Annotated in this window: 12 protein-coding genes and 1 tRNA gene; 4 read left to right on the top strand and 9 right to left on the bottom strand. The window is 61.0% G+C overall.

Features of this window, described 5'->3' with window-relative positions:
* Positions 1-3 precede the first annotated feature (3 nt).
* Genes NZ585_03985 through NZ585_03975 form a run of 3 tightly spaced genes read right to left on the bottom strand, consistent with a single transcriptional unit; the run spans position 4 to position 3,146 of the window.
* A complete protein-coding gene (locus NZ585_03985) occupies positions 4-675 on the bottom strand; it encodes a hypothetical protein (protein ID MCS7079195.1) in 672 nt (223 codons plus the stop codon).
* 14 nt (positions 676-689) lie between these two features.
* Complete coding sequence (gene sdhA / locus NZ585_03980; GenBank protein MCS7079194.1) at positions 690-2,468, bottom strand: succinate dehydrogenase flavoprotein subunit; 1,779 nt, start codon at positions 2,466-2,468, stop codon at positions 690-692.
* A 30-nt stretch (positions 2,469-2,498) separates the two neighbouring features.
* Positions 2,499-3,146, bottom strand: coding sequence for a succinate dehydrogenase cytochrome b558 subunit (locus NZ585_03975; protein ID MCS7079193.1), 648 nt, complete (start codon positions 3,144-3,146; stop codon positions 2,499-2,501).
* Between the two features lie 597 nt (positions 3,147-3,743).
* Between NZ585_03975 and NZ585_03970 the strand changes: the two genes are divergently transcribed.
* On the top strand, positions 3,744-5,099 hold the full coding sequence (locus tag NZ585_03970) for an acetyl ornithine aminotransferase family protein (protein ID MCS7079192.1): 1,356 nt from the start codon (positions 3,744-3,746) through the stop codon (positions 5,097-5,099).
* Positions 5,100-5,125: 26 nt separating this feature from the next.
* Complete coding sequence (locus tag NZ585_03965; GenBank protein MCS7079191.1) at positions 5,126-5,839, top strand: hypothetical protein; 714 nt, start codon at positions 5,126-5,128, stop codon at positions 5,837-5,839.
* A gap of 75 nt (positions 5,840-5,914) precedes the next feature.
* On the opposite strand, the gene NZ585_03960 is transcribed toward NZ585_03965, so the two are convergent.
* Positions 5,915-5,990 (bottom strand) — tRNA-Thr (locus NZ585_03960).
* Positions 5,991-6,133: 143 nt separating this feature from the next.
* On the opposite strand from NZ585_03960, the gene NZ585_03955 reads away from it, so the two are divergent.
* On the top strand, positions 6,134-6,514 hold the full coding sequence (locus NZ585_03955; protein ID MCS7079190.1) for a hypothetical protein: 381 nt from the start codon (positions 6,134-6,136) through the stop codon (positions 6,512-6,514).
* A 40-nt stretch (positions 6,515-6,554) separates the two neighbouring features.
* Here NZ585_03955 and NZ585_03950 read toward each other — a convergent pair whose 3' ends face one another.
* From NZ585_03950 to recG, 3 genes are all read right to left on the bottom strand, one after another.
* On the bottom strand, positions 6,555-7,556 hold the full coding sequence (locus NZ585_03950; protein MCS7079189.1) for a hypothetical protein: 1,002 nt from the start codon (positions 7,554-7,556) through the stop codon (positions 6,555-6,557).
* Between the two features lie 84 nt (positions 7,557-7,640).
* Entirely contained in the window at positions 7,641-8,513 is an 873-nt protein-coding gene (dapF, locus tag NZ585_03945; protein MCS7079188.1) for a diaminopimelate epimerase, read from the bottom strand.
* Positions 8,514-8,537: 24 nt separating this feature from the next.
* On the bottom strand, positions 8,538-10,853 hold the full coding sequence (gene recG / locus NZ585_03940; GenBank protein MCS7079187.1) for an ATP-dependent DNA helicase RecG: 2,316 nt from the start codon (positions 10,851-10,853) through the stop codon (positions 8,538-8,540).
* A 263-nt stretch (positions 10,854-11,116) separates the two neighbouring features.
* On the opposite strand from recG, the gene NZ585_03935 reads away from it, so the two are divergent.
* Complete coding sequence (locus NZ585_03935) at positions 11,117-13,165, top strand: ATP-dependent DNA helicase (GenBank protein ID MCS7079186.1); 2,049 nt, start codon at positions 11,117-11,119, stop codon at positions 13,163-13,165.
* Between the two features lie 31 nt (positions 13,166-13,196).
* Here NZ585_03935 and NZ585_03930 read toward each other — a convergent pair whose 3' ends face one another.
* On the bottom strand, positions 13,197-13,859 hold the full coding sequence (locus NZ585_03930) for a TlpA family protein disulfide reductase (GenBank protein ID MCS7079185.1): 663 nt from the start codon (positions 13,857-13,859) through the stop codon (positions 13,197-13,199).
* Positions 13,856-16,294 carry an endopeptidase La gene (gene lon, locus NZ585_03925; protein MCS7079184.1) on the bottom strand — a complete coding sequence of 813 codons (2,439 nt, stop codon included), beginning with the start codon at positions 16,292-16,294 and terminating at the stop codon, positions 13,856-13,858. The genes NZ585_03930 and lon overlap by 4 nt, the downstream gene beginning before the upstream one ends.
* Positions 16,295-16,438: the final 144 nt, after the last annotated feature.

The raw sequence follows: 16,438 nt of genomic DNA, 5'->3' as shown, positions 1-16,438 counted from the left end.
TCGTCATTCAAACTTTTCCGTGCCAAACTGCTTCCATTTCTGTTCGGCATGCCGAAGAAACACTGGTTTTCCGTTGAAAGCAGCGTCGGGCGTCATATCGCCGCCTTCGGCAAAATCCGGTAACTCGATGCGGGCGCGGCCACGCATGGCGTACTTCCGGGTGTTCTCGTACATGATGATTTTGAGCGTCGCCGGGCTGACATCGCCGCGACAGGCCGTTTTGTACATCACCCACGCCTCGGCAATCCCATTGCCATCCAAGTCGGTGATTTCCGTAGCGGGGAGAATGAACTCCGCCGTGATGTCCAGCGGACACTCGCGGACAAAGTCCTTGATTTGCCACGCCTTAGAAAACACGCCGTTCACGTTGACGAACCGGTAGGCGTACAGTTCGGCTTGGCGAAACTCATCCGATCCGTCCGTTCTCCGCTTCCGGCCGGGCGGCGTAAACTCGCCGGTCTCCGTCAGAATCAGCCAGTTTTCGCCGTTGAGGTCGTTCCAGCGGAAACCCTGCTTGAAGCCTCCCCTGTACAAGCCGTGCATTGCCACCGGCGCTGTTTCGACAGGCATCGCCTGCCCGACCCTCAGGCGACACGCCGCATTGGCGGACGGAATCGGACAACAACCGAGTCCAAACCCGACGACAAGCAGGAAACCGACGGCGGCACGGTACATAACAACCCCTAGCGTCAAGCGGCTTTCTTCTTGGAGTAATCCCGCTTGCGCGGCTTGATGAGGCTCACGTTGACATCTTCGTAGGTCAACTGCGGCCCTTCCGGCGTCCACGTGGCGATGGTGGTCTTCAAGAAACGCTCGTCGTCGCGTTCCGGAAATTCCGGTTTGTAGTGCGCGCCGCGCGACTCGTCCCGGTTTAGCGCGCCCAACGTGATGACCCGCGCCAGATGGAGCATGTTCTCCAGTTGGCGTGCATGCGGAATCGCCTGCGTCGCCCAGTAATTCTGCTCGTTGAGGTTGATGCGCTCGTAGCGTTCCAGCAGTTCTTGGAGTTTTTCATCTGTCTGGCGCAGCCGGTCGTTGTACCGAATGACCGTCACGTTTTCGGTCATCACGCGCCCCAGTTCTTCGTGCAGGATGCGCGGGTTTTCCGTCCCGCGCTTGTTTTTGAGAGCTTCGTTGATTGCCGCCTGCCGCGCCCGCTCACGCTCGAAAATCGGGTCTTGCAAGTCTTTGACCGAGTTGTTCTTGGCGAAGTTGACGGCGGCCGGCCCGGCGATGATGCCTGCATAGATGCATGACAGCAGACTATTCGCGCCCAACCGATTTGCGCCGTGAATAGAGTAGTCACACTCGCCGACGGCGAAGAGGCCGGCAATGTTTGTCTGCTGTTCGTAGTCCACCCACAGTCCGCCCATGGTGTAGTGTACGGCGGGAAAGACACGCATCGGCGTTTCACGCGGGTCTTCGCCGACAAACATTTCGTAGATTTCAAGAATCCCGCCCAGCCGGCGGTCGAGTTGCTCGCGCGGAATGTGGGTTAGGTCAAGGTAGACTTGGAACTTGCCGCCGACCCCATAGCCGTCCAGACACACTTGGAAGATTTCGCGCGTGGCGATGTCGCGCGGCACCAGGTTGCCGTATTCGGGATACTTTTCTTCAAGGAAGTACCACCGCTCCGAAACGGGAATGTCCTTTGGCGCGCGTCGGTCGTTTGGGATGCGCGGTACCCAGATGCGCCCCCCTTCGCCGCGCGCGCTTTCCGACATCAGACGGAGTTTGTCCTCGCCGGGAATCGCCGTCGGGTGAACCTGAATAAACTCCCCGTTGGCGTACTTGACGCCCTGCCGATAAAGCGCTCCCTGCGCGCTGCCGGTGCAGATGACGGAGTTGGTGGACTTGCCAAAAATCGCCCCGATACCGCCGGTTGCCATAACGACGGCTGCGCCAGCGAAGGCTTTGACCTCAAGCGACTGCAGGTTCATCGCCGTGATGCCGTAGCAGCGGCCGTTGTCAATGACGCCGGACAGGAATTCCCAGCCTTCGTACTTGCGCACCTTGCCTTCGGCTTCGTAACGACGCACCTGCTCATCGAGCGCGTAGAGGAGTTGCTGCCCCGTCGTCGCGCCGGCGAACGCCGTCCGGTGGTATTTGGTTCCGCCAAACCGACGAAAATCAATCAGCCCTTCAGGCGTCCGTGAGAAGGGAACGCCCATCCGGTCAAACATATAGATGATGTCAGGAGCCATGTCGCACATGGCCTTGACCGGCGGCTGATCGGCTAGAAAGTCGCCGCCGTAGATCGTGTCGTCAAAGTGTTCGTAGGTTGAATCTCCTTCCCCTTTGGTGTTGACGGCGCCGTTGATGCCGCCCTGCGCGCAGACGGAATGCGACCGCTTGACGGGGACGAGTGAAAAGAGGTCAACGGTATAGCCGAGTTCGCAGACCTTAATGGTGGTCATTAGGCCGGCCAATCCGCCGCCGACGACGATAATGCTAGGCTTTTTGTTCATGCGTACCTTGCTTCGTAATGTCAGGAAGGTCTATGGCAGAAAGGCGAACGCCGCTCGAACGCCGACGGCGAACACCGCAAAGCCAAAGACGGCGCAGGCGTAGGAGAACGCCTGCTGCGATCGCGTACTAACCGTAATGCCCCAGACAATGGCGAACGTCCACAGGCCATTGGCGAGGTGGAAGGCGGCCGAGAAAATCCCCAGCACGTAGAACGCCATAATCAGGGGCTGGGCCAGCCAGTACTGCACAATGGTGAACGCCTGATCAGGGTGGTGGGCTACAGCAAGCCCTAGGCCGCCGACGCCGAAGCGCATCGTCAGGACGTGCGCCGTGATGAAAACGAGCAAAATGACGCCCGTCACGCGCTGAAGCAAATAGTTCCAATTGCGCAAGTAGCTATAGCTCAGCACGTTGCTCTTCGCGGTGTAGGCGATGTACATGCCGTAAATCGCGTGAAAGGCAATAGGAAGCCCAATCAGAAACAGCTCGGCGAGCGGCAGCAGAGCGCCGGGTAGCATGTCCTGAATGCCTTTGACGGCTTCGTTGAAGGCTTCCGGGCCGGCGACGGCGTGAAAGTTTGTGTACAGGTGCTCCAACAGGAAAGCGCCAATCGGGATGACGCCGCTGAGCGAGTGAAGCCGACGAGCGAGAAAATGGTTACTCAGTGTGATGCTCATGGAACTTCAGCAAACCGGGCGACGCGCGTTTCAACCTTAATGGGAACACACACCAAGGTTTTGGGGACGACTTGGGGCGTCGAACGGCGACGAATCTCGGCGGCGCATCGTTGAGGGCCGGTCAGTCCAAAACCAAGACGCTAACCGCCGACGGAGGAAACCGAAGGGATTATAGGCCAAGCCCTATTGAATGCAACGGACTTTCGTGCGTGAACATACGTTTTGCCGGTCGGTTTTGCCGTCTTGCCGCCGGACGGCGACCGCGCGCAAATGACGCGCCGACCCCACGCCGCAACTCCCCAGGGTTTTCCTTGCAGCGGAAGGCAAGTTGCACAGACGCGGTTGAATTCGGCATAATCGTGTTTCAGCACGGCGTTTCGTCCGTGCTGCCACCTTCCCTAAATTTGGCGTTCGGCTGGTCTGCGCTATGCAATTCTTCCGCTGCTATGCTCCCTCGCTCCGCCTGCGTGTAGCGTTGACCTGCCTGCCGTTGCGGCGACGCGCCGGCCTGTTTGCTGACTAGACCTCCCTTCCAGAGAGCGCCGACAAAGCCGCGCATCCTGTGCGCCGACTGGGTTTGTTTTCATGGAGGTCGTTATGTCAGCCGCCATTCCTACGCTTACCAAGTTTCCTCAGATTGTTACGGAACTACCCGGCCCTCGCGCCAGAGCCATCGTTGAAAAAGACCATCGCTATGTTTCGCCGAGCTACACTCGTCCCTATCCGCTGGTCATTGAGCGCGGATGGGGAGCAATGATTCAGGATGTGGACGGCAACGTGTTTTTGGACCTGAATGCTGGCGTCGCTGTCTTAGCCACCGGGCACGCCCATCCTGAAATTGTCGCCGCCATCACCAAACAGGCGTCCGAGTTTGTCCATATCGCCGGTGCGGATTACTACTACCCACAGCTTGCGAACATTGCCGAGCGTCTTCAGTACGAAACGCCGGGGGACTTTCCCAAGCGCGTTCATTTCGGCAACTCTGGCGCGGAAGCCGTCGAGTGCGCGCTGAAAGTAGCGATGTATGCGACGCGCCGGGCGAAGTTCATTGCCTTCTTCAACAGCTTTCACGGGCGGACGTTAGGGGCGCTGTCGCTAACCTCGTCGCGTTCAGCGCAGCGGCTTGGCTTCGGCCGCGCCGCCTTGGATGTGACACACATTCCGTACGCCAATTGTCTGCGCTGCGCCTACGGCAAAACGCCCGATACGTGCCACGTTGAGTGCGTGAAGGTCATTGAGGAACGGCTTTTCAAAACCACCTGTCCCAAAGAGGAGGTCGCCGCCATTGTTGTGGAGGCCGTTCAGGGTGAGGGAGGCTACATCGTTCCGCCGGCGAAGTTTCATCACGAGTTGCGCCGCATCTGTGACGAACACGACATCATTCTGATTGTGGACGAAGTGCAGTCCGGGATGGGGCGTACCGGCAAGATGTTCGCCATTGAGCATTTCGGTGTGACGCCGGATGTGCTGTGCATAGCGAAGGGTATTGCGTCGGGGCTGCCGTTGAGCGCGACGGTCGCCCGCGCCGATCTGATGAACTGGCATGTCGGCGCGCATGCCTCAACCTTCGGCGGCAACCCAGTCGCCATCGCCGCCTCGCTCAAGACCTTCGATCTGCTGCGCCAAGGGTTGCTCAAGAACGCCGCCGAGATGGGCGAGCGAATGCTGGGCGGCTTGCGGATGGTACAAGCGAAGTACGCCGACCGGATCGCCGACGTACGCGGTTTGGGGCTGATGCTCGGCGTAGAGTTTGTGACCGACCGCGCAACCCTGACGCCGGACGCCGCGTTGCGCAACCGCGTTGAGCAGGAATGCTTCCGGCGCGGGCTGATTGTCTTGGGCGCAGGCGACTCAACGATTCGCTTCTCGCCGCCGCTTGTTATAGACGCCGACCAAGTGGACTGCGCCGTGGAGATTTTCTCCGAAGCGGTTGGCGCAGCCATCAGAAGCTGACGCTTTCCCCAGAGAGGAGGTATGCCATGCAGCCGACACCTTACTCGCCGCCGTCCCAACCGGCGGCCAAGAAAAGCAATATCTGGTTATGGGTACTGGTCGGCTGCGGCAGCCTTACCGTCCTCGGCGTCATTATCGCTGCCGTTGTGGCGTACTTTGCCTACTATGCGTTTAACCAAGCGGCCAAGAATCCGGTGCGGACAGCGGCGAAGGTTGTCGAACTGGTGAACCCTGACATCGAGGTGATCTCGGTGGACGAGGAAAAACAGTTGGTCACCTTCCGCGACAAGAAAACCGGCACGGTCACAACTGTCTCTCTCGAAGAGCTACAGAAGCAACAAAAACAAGGGCAATCAGGCGGGAAACCGGCTGACGATGTAGCTAAAGGCGGGCCGCCGCCCGGTTCCACCACGCCGGGCGGCGGCGACACGGCCGACCTTCCAAACTGGGTGGTGCTGTATCCAGGGGCGAAGGTAATCGCTAAGACGACTTCCAGCGGCGGCGACAAGGTTTCTGGTACGCTGATGCTTGAAACGGACGACACCGTGGAAGCGGTCTTTAGGTTTTATGAAAGCAAGCTGGACGGTGTTGGTTTCACGGTGACGCGCACTACGGTCGGCGGCGTCCGAGCGCTTTCCGCCACACGCAATTCCGGCGAAACGATTACCGTTACGGCCTTCCCAGAAGAACCCGGCGATCAGGAGGACACGCGCATCATGCTGAGCTACGAGTCGCGCTGACTGAGCCACTAGCCAGACGCAGACTTCACCGGGCGGCAAGTGAAGATTGTTGTAGAGCGTTGGCCGGCTCTGCAATGGAGCCGACTGCCGGACTTGAACCGGCGACCTACTGATTACGAATCAGTTGCTCTACCAACTGAGCTAAGTCGGCTCATTTCGACTCGCAGACGGGGATGATAGCACGCCTGTCAAGGCATTCAGGTTGAGTTGGCTTGGATTCACCGCAAGCCGCTTGCCCTAAACGTTGCCGAACCGCTACGTTTTCGAAACTATATCGAGTCGGAGGTAACGCCAATGGAAACCAAGCCTACCATCGAAACGGTTCTAGAGCGCCTTGCGGAGCAGACGGCGCTGATTCAGCGGCTTGGCGAGGAAATCACCGGCGTCAAGGGCGAAGTCACCGGCATCAAAGGCGAGATTGCCGGCGTCAACGCAGAGATAACCAACATCAAAGGTGAGGTTGCTGGTATCAAGAGCGAGATTACCGGTATCAAGGGCGAGATTGCCAGCGTCAAGGGCGAACTCGCCGCTCTCAAAGCGATGCTTGAAACCATAGATGCACGGACACACCGGATTGAAAACCGCGTCAACGTTTCAGGCCAAGACGTGTTGGATATGCGCGCGTCCGTCCAGCGGATGGATGTTGAGTTGTTGAGCTTGAAGGCCGTTCCGTAAGCGGACGCCTTGCGAATAGCCGCGTCCGCAGGGCGTCTGGCTACCTTTTCGTCCGTGCGCGGCGCACATCGTCCACGGTCGGCGGGTTGACGTTCCAGACGGCGATGACCTTCCCGTTCCTGAGTAAAACAACACGCGGCGTATCGCCGTCCGCCAGCAGGCGCTTGAAATCGTCTTTGCTGATTTCGCCGAGTTCAAACTTCGCCCCAAAGCGTTGAACGAAGAACTTGCGTCGCCACGCTTCGTTGGGGCAGAGCGCGACAAAAAGGGGAAAATCCTTCACGCCGACGTAGGCGTTGAGTTTGGGAACACTCTCCTGACAGTGGCTGCATTCCGTATCAATCAGCGCCACAAGGCGTTCGCCGGTTGCGATATTGGTCGTCACGCCCGACACTTTGACCTTTGACCAATCGCTCCCGCCCAGAGGGAATCCGAAGGCAAGCGGCGTCATGAGTCCGAAGGCGGCGCACAGCGTCACAACGCCGACGCGCCACTGCGCGGCAGGACCACTTCGCGGTACGGCGGGGTGTGGGACGCCCGTTCCCCGAACCAGCCAACCGGCGATCAGCGTCACCATTAGCATCACACCATCCTCCAGCAAAGCTTCTTTTGGGCTGCGCTTGAGCTGCGACCCGAAGCAACCGCAGTCTTCAACCGGAATCCCGGCCGCCAGCACCCAGCCTAATGCACCCATGAAGACGAGCGTCAGCAGCCCGGCGCCGCCCAGCGCCCAGCGCAGACGATAGCCGACGATGAGCGCGCCGCCCAGCGCGCACTCCGCCGCGAGTAGCCCCCAAGCAACGACCGTGGCCGGCATACCTCCCGGTATGATTTGAAAACTCGCCACCTGCCGAACGAAATCAAACGGCTCCAGCGCCTTGATGACGCCGGCGGAAAGCCAAACCACGCCCAGTAGCGCCGCCAGCGCCCAGCCGACATAAAACCGGCGAGGAAGCGTTGGGGACTCAATGGCCTCGGTTGTGACGGCTTCAGGTGTTTGCGGTGGTGAGGAAACAACCGTTCCTTCGTCAGACTCACGCATATCCGCTCATCCCTAGTATCGTCTATCGGCTGCCATCAGACTCAATCCTGCCTTCTCCGCGCTCGAAGGGGAACGCTCGAGGCATCACATGCCCACTCCAGCCCATTCGACACGGGCAATGTAGCAAGCGTTCCCCGTCAACGTCACTTCATCCGTTACGGCGTCCCACGCCACCTCCAGCGCGCCCTGCGCGGTGTGCACCGTCACCGCACGGTCAACCAACCCCTTGAGCATCGCCGCCACGGCCGCTGCGCACGCGCCTGTCCCGGAAGCGGTGGTGTGGCCAACGCCGCGCTCCCAGAAAGCGACATCAAGGTTGCGTCGGTCGCGGACAGCCGCAAACTCCACATTCGTTCGATTGGGAAATGCAGGATGGCGTTCGAGTTGCGGCCCAAGGCGCGCCGCCGGCGCAGTGCGCGCGTCGTCTACAAACACTGTACAGTGCGGGTTGCCGATGGATACAACCGTCGCCCTGACCGTCTCCGCGTCAACCTGCAAGGCGACATCCACGAGCGGCGACGGAAGCCCGGCCGCCATCTGGAAAGGTATCGCTTCAGCCGTCAAGACCGGCGAACCCATCTGAATCGCACAGCGCGTCTCCAAGCCGGACGAGTTAAGAAAGGCAACTGTGCGCACACCGACATCCGTCATCACGCGCAACGAGTCTTTTTCCCAGCCGAGGATGCGACGGATATACGCTGCGACGCAGCGCAGGCCGTTGCCCGACATTTCAGCGCGCGAGCCGTCGGCGTTCCAGAGCGTCATCTGATAGTCGGCCTCGTCGGTGTTGCTTGGTTCGACGGCGATGACGCCATCCGCACCAACGCCGCAGTGCCGCTCGCAAACAGCGCGCGCCTGATGTTCGGCGTCGGCCAAGAATGCTACCGCGCCTGCCTGCCGCGCGTCGAAAACTAGAAAGTCATTGCCTAGACCGTGAAGTTTGTGCAGGACGAGCAAGACGAATCTCCCTTGAACGGATGTTTAGTGAACGCCCCCCGTCGTCAGCGGAAACATGCGCCGGGCCTGCGCCAGCCACACCTGCGTTTGTGGATCGTTGGGATGCTCCCGCAGGATGCGCCAAGCCGCTTGCCGCGCCGCCGCCAACCAGTCGGCGTCGCGCACAATGTCGCCGACGCGAAAAACCGGTACGCCCGACTGCCGGACGCCCAATATTTCACCGGGACCACGCCACAGCAGGTCTTTCTCCGCAATGGCGAAGCCGTCCGGCGTTTGCGCAAAAAACATCAAGCGTTCAAGGGCTTCCGGCGATACGCTATCCGGCGTCATCAGTACGCAGTACGATTTGGCCGCGCCGCGTCCAACCCGCCCACGCAGTTGATGCAGTTGCGCCAGCCCAAACCGTTCGGGATGCTCAATGAGCATCACAGAAGCGTTTGGTACGTCAATACCGACTTCCACCACGGTCGTCGTCACCAGAATCTGAATCTCGCCCGCCGCGAACTTTTGCATCACGGCGTCTTTTTCCTCGGCTTTCAGCTTGCCGTGCAGCAGTCCGACGGTGAACATCGGAAACACGGCGCGTTGCAAGTGTTCGGCGGCCGCCGTTGCAGCAGCGACATCCAGCTTTTCGGATTCCTCCACCAGCGGATAAACAATGTATGCTTGGCGGCCAGCGGCGCACTCCTGCCGAATAAAGTCGTAAACGCGCTCTCGGCGGTCATTACCGCGAACGGCCGTCACGACCGGCTTCCGGCCCGGCGGCAACTCGTCAATGACGGAAACATCGAGGTCGCCGTACATCGCCATCGCCAAACTGCGCGGAATCGGCGTCGCCGTCATCACGAGGACATCCGGCGCGACGCCCCGCGCCACTAGCTTTTCCCGTTGCAGGACGCCGAAGCGGTGCTGTTCATCAATAATGACCAAGCCGAGGCGGGCGAAAGTGGTGTCGTCCTGAATGAGCGCCTGCGTGCCGACGACAATATCCAGTTCGTGCGCCGCCAGCGCCTTGCGGACGGCTTTTTTCTCCGCCGCCGAGAGACGACCGGTCAGCGCCGCCACGCGGTAGGGTGTTCCGGCCAACCACCGCGTCAAGGATCGGTAATGCTGCTCAACCAAAATTTCCGTCGGCGCCATTAGCGCCGCCTGCCAACCGTTTTCGACGGCAACGATCAACGCCTGCAAGGCGATGATGGTCTTTCCCGAACCGACATCCCCCTGCAACAGCCGCGACATCGGTCGGTCGCCGGTCATGTCAGCGACAATTTCACGGATGACGCGCTTCTGCGCCTGCGTCATCGGAAACGGCAACGCCTCACGGACGCGCGCACGAATGGCGTCTGTCACGACCATCGTCGCCTTGCCGCCAGCTTGCTCGCGCTGGCGGCGACGATCGCCTAACGCCAACGTCAGTAGAAAAAACTCCTCTAGCGCCAAGCGTGCATGCGCGGGCGAGCGGCGCACCTGCAGATCGCTGAGGTTCGCACCGACGCTTGGGAAATGCACTGCGCGGAAGGCGGCGGCCTTGGTCGGAAGCGGCCGGCATGCGCCAACGCCAGCGCGTAACTCGTCCGGCAGTCCGTCGTCAGAAACCTCACCTAACGCTTCGAGGATGCGGAACATCAGCGTCCGCAACGCCCGCGCGCGAAAGTCGCCGAGCTTGCGATACACCGGCACACAACGTCCAACGTGGATGGTCTCCGGCACATCGTTGTCGGCTTCGTCGTTGAGCAGTTCGTATTCCGGGTTCTCCACTTGATAACATTGGTGACGATTCGAGAACTGCCACTCACCGTAGAGAATCACCCGTCGCTCGGCTGGAAAGGTCTGCCGCAAATAGGGTTGATTCCACCAGTAGGCGCGAATGCGGCCAGTGTCGTCGCGCCCGACAAACTCAAACAGGGTGAGATGTTTGCCGTTTTTCGTCCGAATAGGAACGGTTGACGGCGCGTAAACTTCGACCACGACGGACGCCGTCATCCCGTCCGTTAAGTCCCGGATGCGCGGCAAGTGAGAGCGATCCTCGTAGCGAAACGGGAGGTAAAACAGCAAGTCCTCCACCGTGACGGCGGCCGCTGTCGGTTTGCCGACCACTTCGGCCAGCGCGGCGGCCAACTTGCCGGCCGTAGCTGTACCCATCTGCCGTAGGTAGGTCGGAAGCTCCATCAATGGCGTCGTCAGCGACAGGCAGGCCGACATACGAAAAACCTTACCGGTGGTTGTCGGAGGTGGGGTTGACTTGCCAATCGGCAGCCGGTGAAGCTTACTTTGTTCGGTCGGCGGTTGGCGATAGGTCGCCGGGCGACGGCTTGCCTGCGTCGGATGAGGACCGGGCACGTTGACGGCGATCTCGACCGAAGTTTTCGCCCAGTCAGTTGATAGTTGGCGAACGGCCGGCTGGACGGCTGCGAGGTAGCGGGGCAGTCACATCGTTATGGCAAGACGCGGACATCCGGCGACGCCCTCCATTCTCGCTCATAAAACATCGCTTAGAAGCACATTGAGAAGCCTGATTCGCTGAGCTGTGTTGACATATGCTCTGCGCGCCCTGCAAGGAAAACGGTCGGCAGTGACACAAAATGGACGAAAGGCAGGACGCCATGACCGACGCCGAACATCCCGCGTTACCCGACGATTGGGCGCTGGAAGCTGTCCTGGGTCCAGACGGGCGACTGGCCCGAACCCAGCCCGGCTTTGAGTTTCGTCCGGGGCAGTTGGAGATGGCGCGCGCCGTCGCCGACGCCCTGCAGCGGGGCGGGCATCTGTGCGTCGAGGCCGGCACGGGCACCGGCAAAACGCTCGCCTATCTCGTCCCAGCCGTTTTGCAGGACGAAGTCGTTGTCGTTTCCACGGCGACCAAACATCTTCAGGAGCAAATCCTGGAGCAGGACATTCCACGTCTGGAGCGGGCGCTGGGACGTCAGCTGCGCGTGGCGCTGCTCAAGGGGCGCAACAACTACCTGTGTCTGTACCGGCTGGGGCGCTTTGACGAACAGGGTCGCCTGCCGGGCCTCGACGACCTGCCCCACCTGGACGCCATCCGCCGCTGGGCTTGCACCACAGAAACCGGCGACCGCGCCGAGTTGACGGAACTGCCGGAGGACTGGCCACTGTGGAGTCAGCTTGACGCGCGCAGCGAAATCTGCCTTGGGCAACAATGCCCAAAGTACGACGATTGCTTCGTCACCCGCGCGCGCCAGCGCGCCCGCGCAGCCGACCTGATCATCGTCAACCACCATTTGTTTTTTGCCGATCTGGCGGCGCGGCACAGTGCGTACGGCGCGTTTTTGCCCGACCATACCCGCGTCATTTTTGACGAAGCGCACGAAATCGAAGACACCGCCGCCAGCTACTTCAGTCTGCAAATCAGCAACTACCGTTTCGCCGAGTTGGTGCGCGATGTGGAGCAAGCCTTCATTCCCGACGAGTCGGCGGCGGGCGAGGTTCGGCGGGCCAACACGGCGGCGCGCCGTGCGGCCGACCACTTCTGGCGGTTTGTCGGTGGCATCTGCCAAACGGCGTGCGGTGCAACGGACGGGCGTGGGCGCTTGTTGCCGGAGGACTTTCACGCGCTGACGGCGGAAGGGGTGTTGGCGGACAAAGCGACAGCAGCGGTCGACGCCGCCGAACCGGTTGTTGCGGACGGTGTGACGGCGCTGGCGGGAGCGCTTGAGCGGCTGGCCGCGGCGTTGCAGTCGGCGGCGCAGTGTTCGGCCGCCGAACCCGCTGTCCAGCGCCTCGCGGAACGCGCGCGCAGCCTCCGCAGCGACTTACTGCACATTGTCGGCGGCGCGGACGACAACTACGTGTACTGGTGGGAAAAGCGTGGACGGGGGTTGTTTTTGCAAGCCACGCCGATTGACGTAGCCGGTCTGTTGCGGGAGCAGTTGTTTCGGCGACTGGAGACCGTCATCCTAACTTCCGCGACGCTGACCAGCCACGGGTCGTTTGACTTCATCCGGTCGCGGCTGGGGCTGGAGGAAAGCGATGAACTCCTCATTGACTCGCCCTTTGACTACCGCCGGCAGGCGCTGCTTTATTTGCCGCCGGGGCTGCCCGACCCCAACGCGCCGGACTTTACGGACGCGGCGATTGCCGAAATCATCGCGCTGCTGACCATCACGCAGGGGCGGGCGTTTGTGCTGTGTACGAGCCTGAGTCAGATGCGGCGGCTGTACGAGGGCGTCCGGCGGCAGACGGCGTTTCCGTGCCTTGTGCAGGGGGAAGCGCCGAAATCGCGTTTGCTCGAGGTGTTTCGCCGGACGCCTGGCGCCGTGTTGTTTGGGGCGGCGAGTTTTTGGCAGGGCGTGGATGTCGTCGGGGAGGCGCTGTCGTGCGTCATTGTGGATCGGCTGCCGTTTCCCGTGCCGTCCGACCCGCTTGTGGCGGCGCGGTGTCGCCGGATTGAAGCGGAGGGCGGGGACGCCTTCCGCGCCTACAGCCTGCCGCAGGCGGTTTTGGCGCTCAAGCAGGGTTTGGGGCGGTTGATCCGGAGTGGGACGGACCGGGGTGTGATGTGCCTGCTGGACGTGCGCATTCGGAAATCCTACGGGCGGGTGGTGCTAGGCAGTTTACCGGCGGAGTTGCCCATCACCGAGAGCCGCCGTGAAGTGGAGGCGTGGTTTACACAGGCGGACGCCTGCGTTTGAGGCGCACATCCGGGGTGGAACGCCGGAGGTTTTACGACCGCCGCGCCGCCAAGTCGGGTGCCTTGCTCGCCGGGTCGGACGCTGGGAGTCCGAGTTTTTCCCGAATGAACGCTTCCGCTTCGGCTTCGATGAGTTCACCATTGGCGACCGTGACGTGCTCCGCCAGAACCTCCCCCGTAGCGTTCATTGCCGCCGGTTCAATGAAAACGTTGTAGGGCGAGCCGTACGTGCGAAAGTCACCGGTCAGCCGACGGTACAGTGCATGCGGCGTTTCGCCGACTTTGGCCCGATCTTCCGATTCAATCACCACCGGATAGGGTGGGCCGTTCGCGCCGAAGAAAGCCTTGGCTTCGGCCGCCGCGCCGTACTCGTTGACGGCGATGACGCCGAACCCGTGCTCCCGATACTTGGCGTAAAGCCGTGCCACCACTTCCGACTCATAGCGCCAGTTGCCGCACCACGGCGCGAAGTACACGACCAGCACAAGTTTCTTGTTCTTCGCCCACGTGCGCAGGTTGACGGCGTCGCCGGTCAGCGCCGGGTAAGTCCAGTCGCGGTAGTTGAGCTTGACTGTTTGCAGCGGAGCGTACTCATGGCTGTCCTGATGCGGCCTGCTTGCAGCAACCCGCTGCGTCGCGCCAAGAGCCGCCAAGCAGAAAAGCCAAGCGGCAAAGAACAATCGGTGGCGTTTCATTTCGCTGATCCTTTGGCGGGTTGGTTCTTGACGGCCTTGCCAAGGGCGGCGGCGAAGACCTCACCAACCTCGTTGACGTAAACAAACTTCAGACCCTTGATAAGTTCAGCTGGAATATCGGCGACATCCGGCTGGTTTTTGGCCGGCAGAATGACCACTTTGACGCCGGCGCGACGCGCGGCCAGCACCTTTTCGCGGACGCCCCCAACGGGCAGTACGTCACCGCGCAGCGTGATTTCTCCTGTCATCGCCACAGAACGCTTGACCGGACGGCGGGCGAGCGCTGAAACCATGGCCGTCACCATCGTGACGCCGGCCGATGGGCCGTCTTTGGGAATCGCGCCTTCTGGGACGTGAATGTGCAGGTCATGCTGCGCGAAGACGTCCGGGTCAATACCGAGTTCACGGGCGCGCGACTTGGCGTAAGAAAGCGCTGCATGGGCTGACTCCTTCATGACTTCACCGAGTTTCCCCGTCAGCAGCAAACTCCCCTTCCCGCGCAGCAGCAGGGCTTCAACGTGCATGACATCGCCGCCGACGCTCGTCCACGCCAGCCCGGCCGCTACCCCGATGCGATCCTGAGCCAGAATCGCGTCGGCTTTGAACTTGGGCACGCCTAGATACTCCACCAGTGTGGCCGCAGTAATAACTGTTTTCTGCGTCGCGCCTTCTGCGACGCGGCGTGCAACTTTACGACACACCTTGCCGATTTCCCGCTCAAGCTGCCGGACGCCCGCCTCGCGGGTGTAGCGCGCAATGATGCTACGCAACGCGCTTTCCGTAATCTTGATGTGCCGACTGGTCAGCCCGTTTTCAGCCATTTGCTTCGGCGCTAGGTGGCGCCGCGCAATAACCAGCTTTTCTTCCGGGGTATAGCCGGGCAAGCGAACGATTTCGAGCCGGTCGCGTAGAGCAGGCTGAATCGTATCTGTGACGTTCGCCGTCAACATGAACATCACCTTGGAGAGGTCAAATGGAACGCCAAGGTAGTTGTCGCGGAACGCGTGGTTTTGTTCCGGGTCAAGCACTTCTAGCAACGCCGCCGCCGGATCACCGCGAAAGTCGTGGCCCAACTTGTCCACTTCATCCAGCAGCATCAGCGGATTGTTTGTCCCGGCCTGCTGAAGCCCCAAGATGATGCGTCCGGGCATCGCGCCGACGTAGGTGCGCCGATGGCCGCGAATCTCGGCTTCGTCATGTACGCCGCCCAGCGAAATGTGGACAAACTTGCGCCCAATCGCCTTGGCGACCGACCGCCCCAGGGAAGTCTTACCGACGCCGGGCGGCCCGACCAGGCACAGCAGAATGCCTTTGGCGTCGGGTTTGAGCCGCCGGACGGCAAGGGCTTCCAAGATGCGCTCCTTGACCGGCTCCAGCCCATAGTGGTCGGCGTCAAGCACCGCTTTGACGTGTTGGAGATCAATATGGTCCTCCGAACTGGTACGCCACGGCAACGCTAGCAACGTGTCGAGGTACGTTCGCAGCAAACCAGCTTCGGCGGCGTCCGGGTGCAGCCGTTCAAGGCGTTTGAGCTGACGAATCGCCTCTTCGCGCGCCCGCTCTGGCAAGTCGGCTTCGGCGATTTTCTCCTGATAAGCGGCGATGTCGTCACCTAAATCGGAGACTTCGCCCAGTTCCTGCTGAATGGCTTTGAGTTGCTGCCGCAGGTAGAACTCGCGCTGGGAGCGGTCAATCTCGCCTTTGGCCTGACTGATGATTTCCTGCTGAACGGTCAGAATACCCACTTCCCGCGCCATCAGGTCATGAACCCGCCGCAGACGGGCGACCGGGTCGGTTTCTTCGAGGATGGCCTGCGCGTCGCTGATTTTGGCGTCAAGGTTCGAGGCGCACAGATCAGCTAGCCGACCCGGATCGTCCAGTGAGGCGGCGATGGCAAGCACTTCCGCCGAGATCGGCTTGCCAAGCGTTACGATGCGCTCCAGCAGGCTTTTGACTGCGCGCAAGAGCGCCTCAACTTCCAGACTGAGTTCGACGGGCGCTTCAGCGATAGGTTGGATTTGCGCCTGCAAGTAGCCGCCTTCATCGGTTACGCCCAACAATGCCGCCCGCGTCAAGCCCTGTACAAGGACGCGCACCCGCCCATCACCCAACTTGAGAAGCCGCATCACCATGGCGACCGTCCCGACGCGATGCAGATCAGCCTCAGTTGGATTTTCCTCCTCTGGGTCGCGCTGTGTTGCAAGGACAATCAGCCGCCGATGAGGCAACACGCTTTCAATCGCCCGCTGTGATTTCTCGCGCTGCACAAAGAGCGGTACGATGAGAAACGGAAAAATCACAATGTCGCGCAGCGGCAGAAGCGGCAGCCGGTCGGGAATGTCCATCGCCCCTTCGCCGGTCGTGGGAAGGTCATCGGAGTTTTCATGCGTCAGCGGCAACGCCATGCCGCTGACGCTCAGGATTTTTGACACCATAGGACGCCATCCGCAACGGCGACGGTCCTTGTAGGGTATCGTGTTTGTCCACGAGATGAAAAGTGGTCAGACTTACCTGAGACGACCATCCGCCGCCCCTGCAGAAGAACCCTAGGTCCGTGTTCCCACATCCGGGCGCGCGTC

The sequence above is a fragment of the Chloracidobacterium sp. genome, from assembly GCA_025057975.1.
Lineage (GTDB): Bacteria > Acidobacteriota > Blastocatellia > Chloracidobacteriales > Chloracidobacteriaceae > Chloracidobacterium.
This window is presented reverse-complemented; position numbering and strand designations above follow the sequence as displayed.

What these genes read in the sequence shown, in the direction of transcription:
- NZ585_03985 (MCS7079195.1), bottom strand. Translation starts at nt 675, where the DNA reads ATGTACCGTGCCGCCGTCGGTTTCCTGCTTGTCGTCGGGTTTGGACTC.
- sdhA (MCS7079194.1), bottom strand. Translation starts at nt 2,468, where the DNA reads ATGAACAAAAAGCCTAGCATTATCGTCGTCGGCGGCGGATTGGCCGGC.
- NZ585_03975 (MCS7079193.1), bottom strand. Translation starts at nt 3,146, where the DNA reads ATGAGCATCACACTGAGTAACCATTTTCTCGCTCGTCGGCTTCACTCG.
- NZ585_03970 (MCS7079192.1), top strand. Translation starts at nt 3,744, where the DNA reads ATGTCAGCCGCCATTCCTACGCTTACCAAGTTTCCTCAGATTGTTACG.
- NZ585_03965 (MCS7079191.1), top strand. Translation starts at nt 5,126, where the DNA reads ATGCAGCCGACACCTTACTCGCCGCCGTCCCAACCGGCGGCCAAGAAA.
- NZ585_03955 (MCS7079190.1), top strand. Translation starts at nt 6,134, where the DNA reads ATGGAAACCAAGCCTACCATCGAAACGGTTCTAGAGCGCCTTGCGGAG.
- NZ585_03950 (MCS7079189.1), bottom strand. Translation starts at nt 7,556, where the DNA reads ATGCGTGAGTCTGACGAAGGAACGGTTGTTTCCTCACCACCGCAAACA.
- NZ585_03935 (MCS7079186.1), top strand. Translation starts at nt 11,117, where the DNA reads ATGACCGACGCCGAACATCCCGCGTTACCCGACGATTGGGCGCTGGAA.
- NZ585_03930 (MCS7079185.1), bottom strand. Translation starts at nt 13,859, where the DNA reads ATGAAACGCCACCGATTGTTCTTTGCCGCTTGGCTTTTCTGCTTGGCG.
- lon (MCS7079184.1), bottom strand. Translation starts at nt 16,294, where the DNA reads ATGGTGTCAAAAATCCTGAGCGTCAGCGGCATGGCGTTGCCGCTGACG.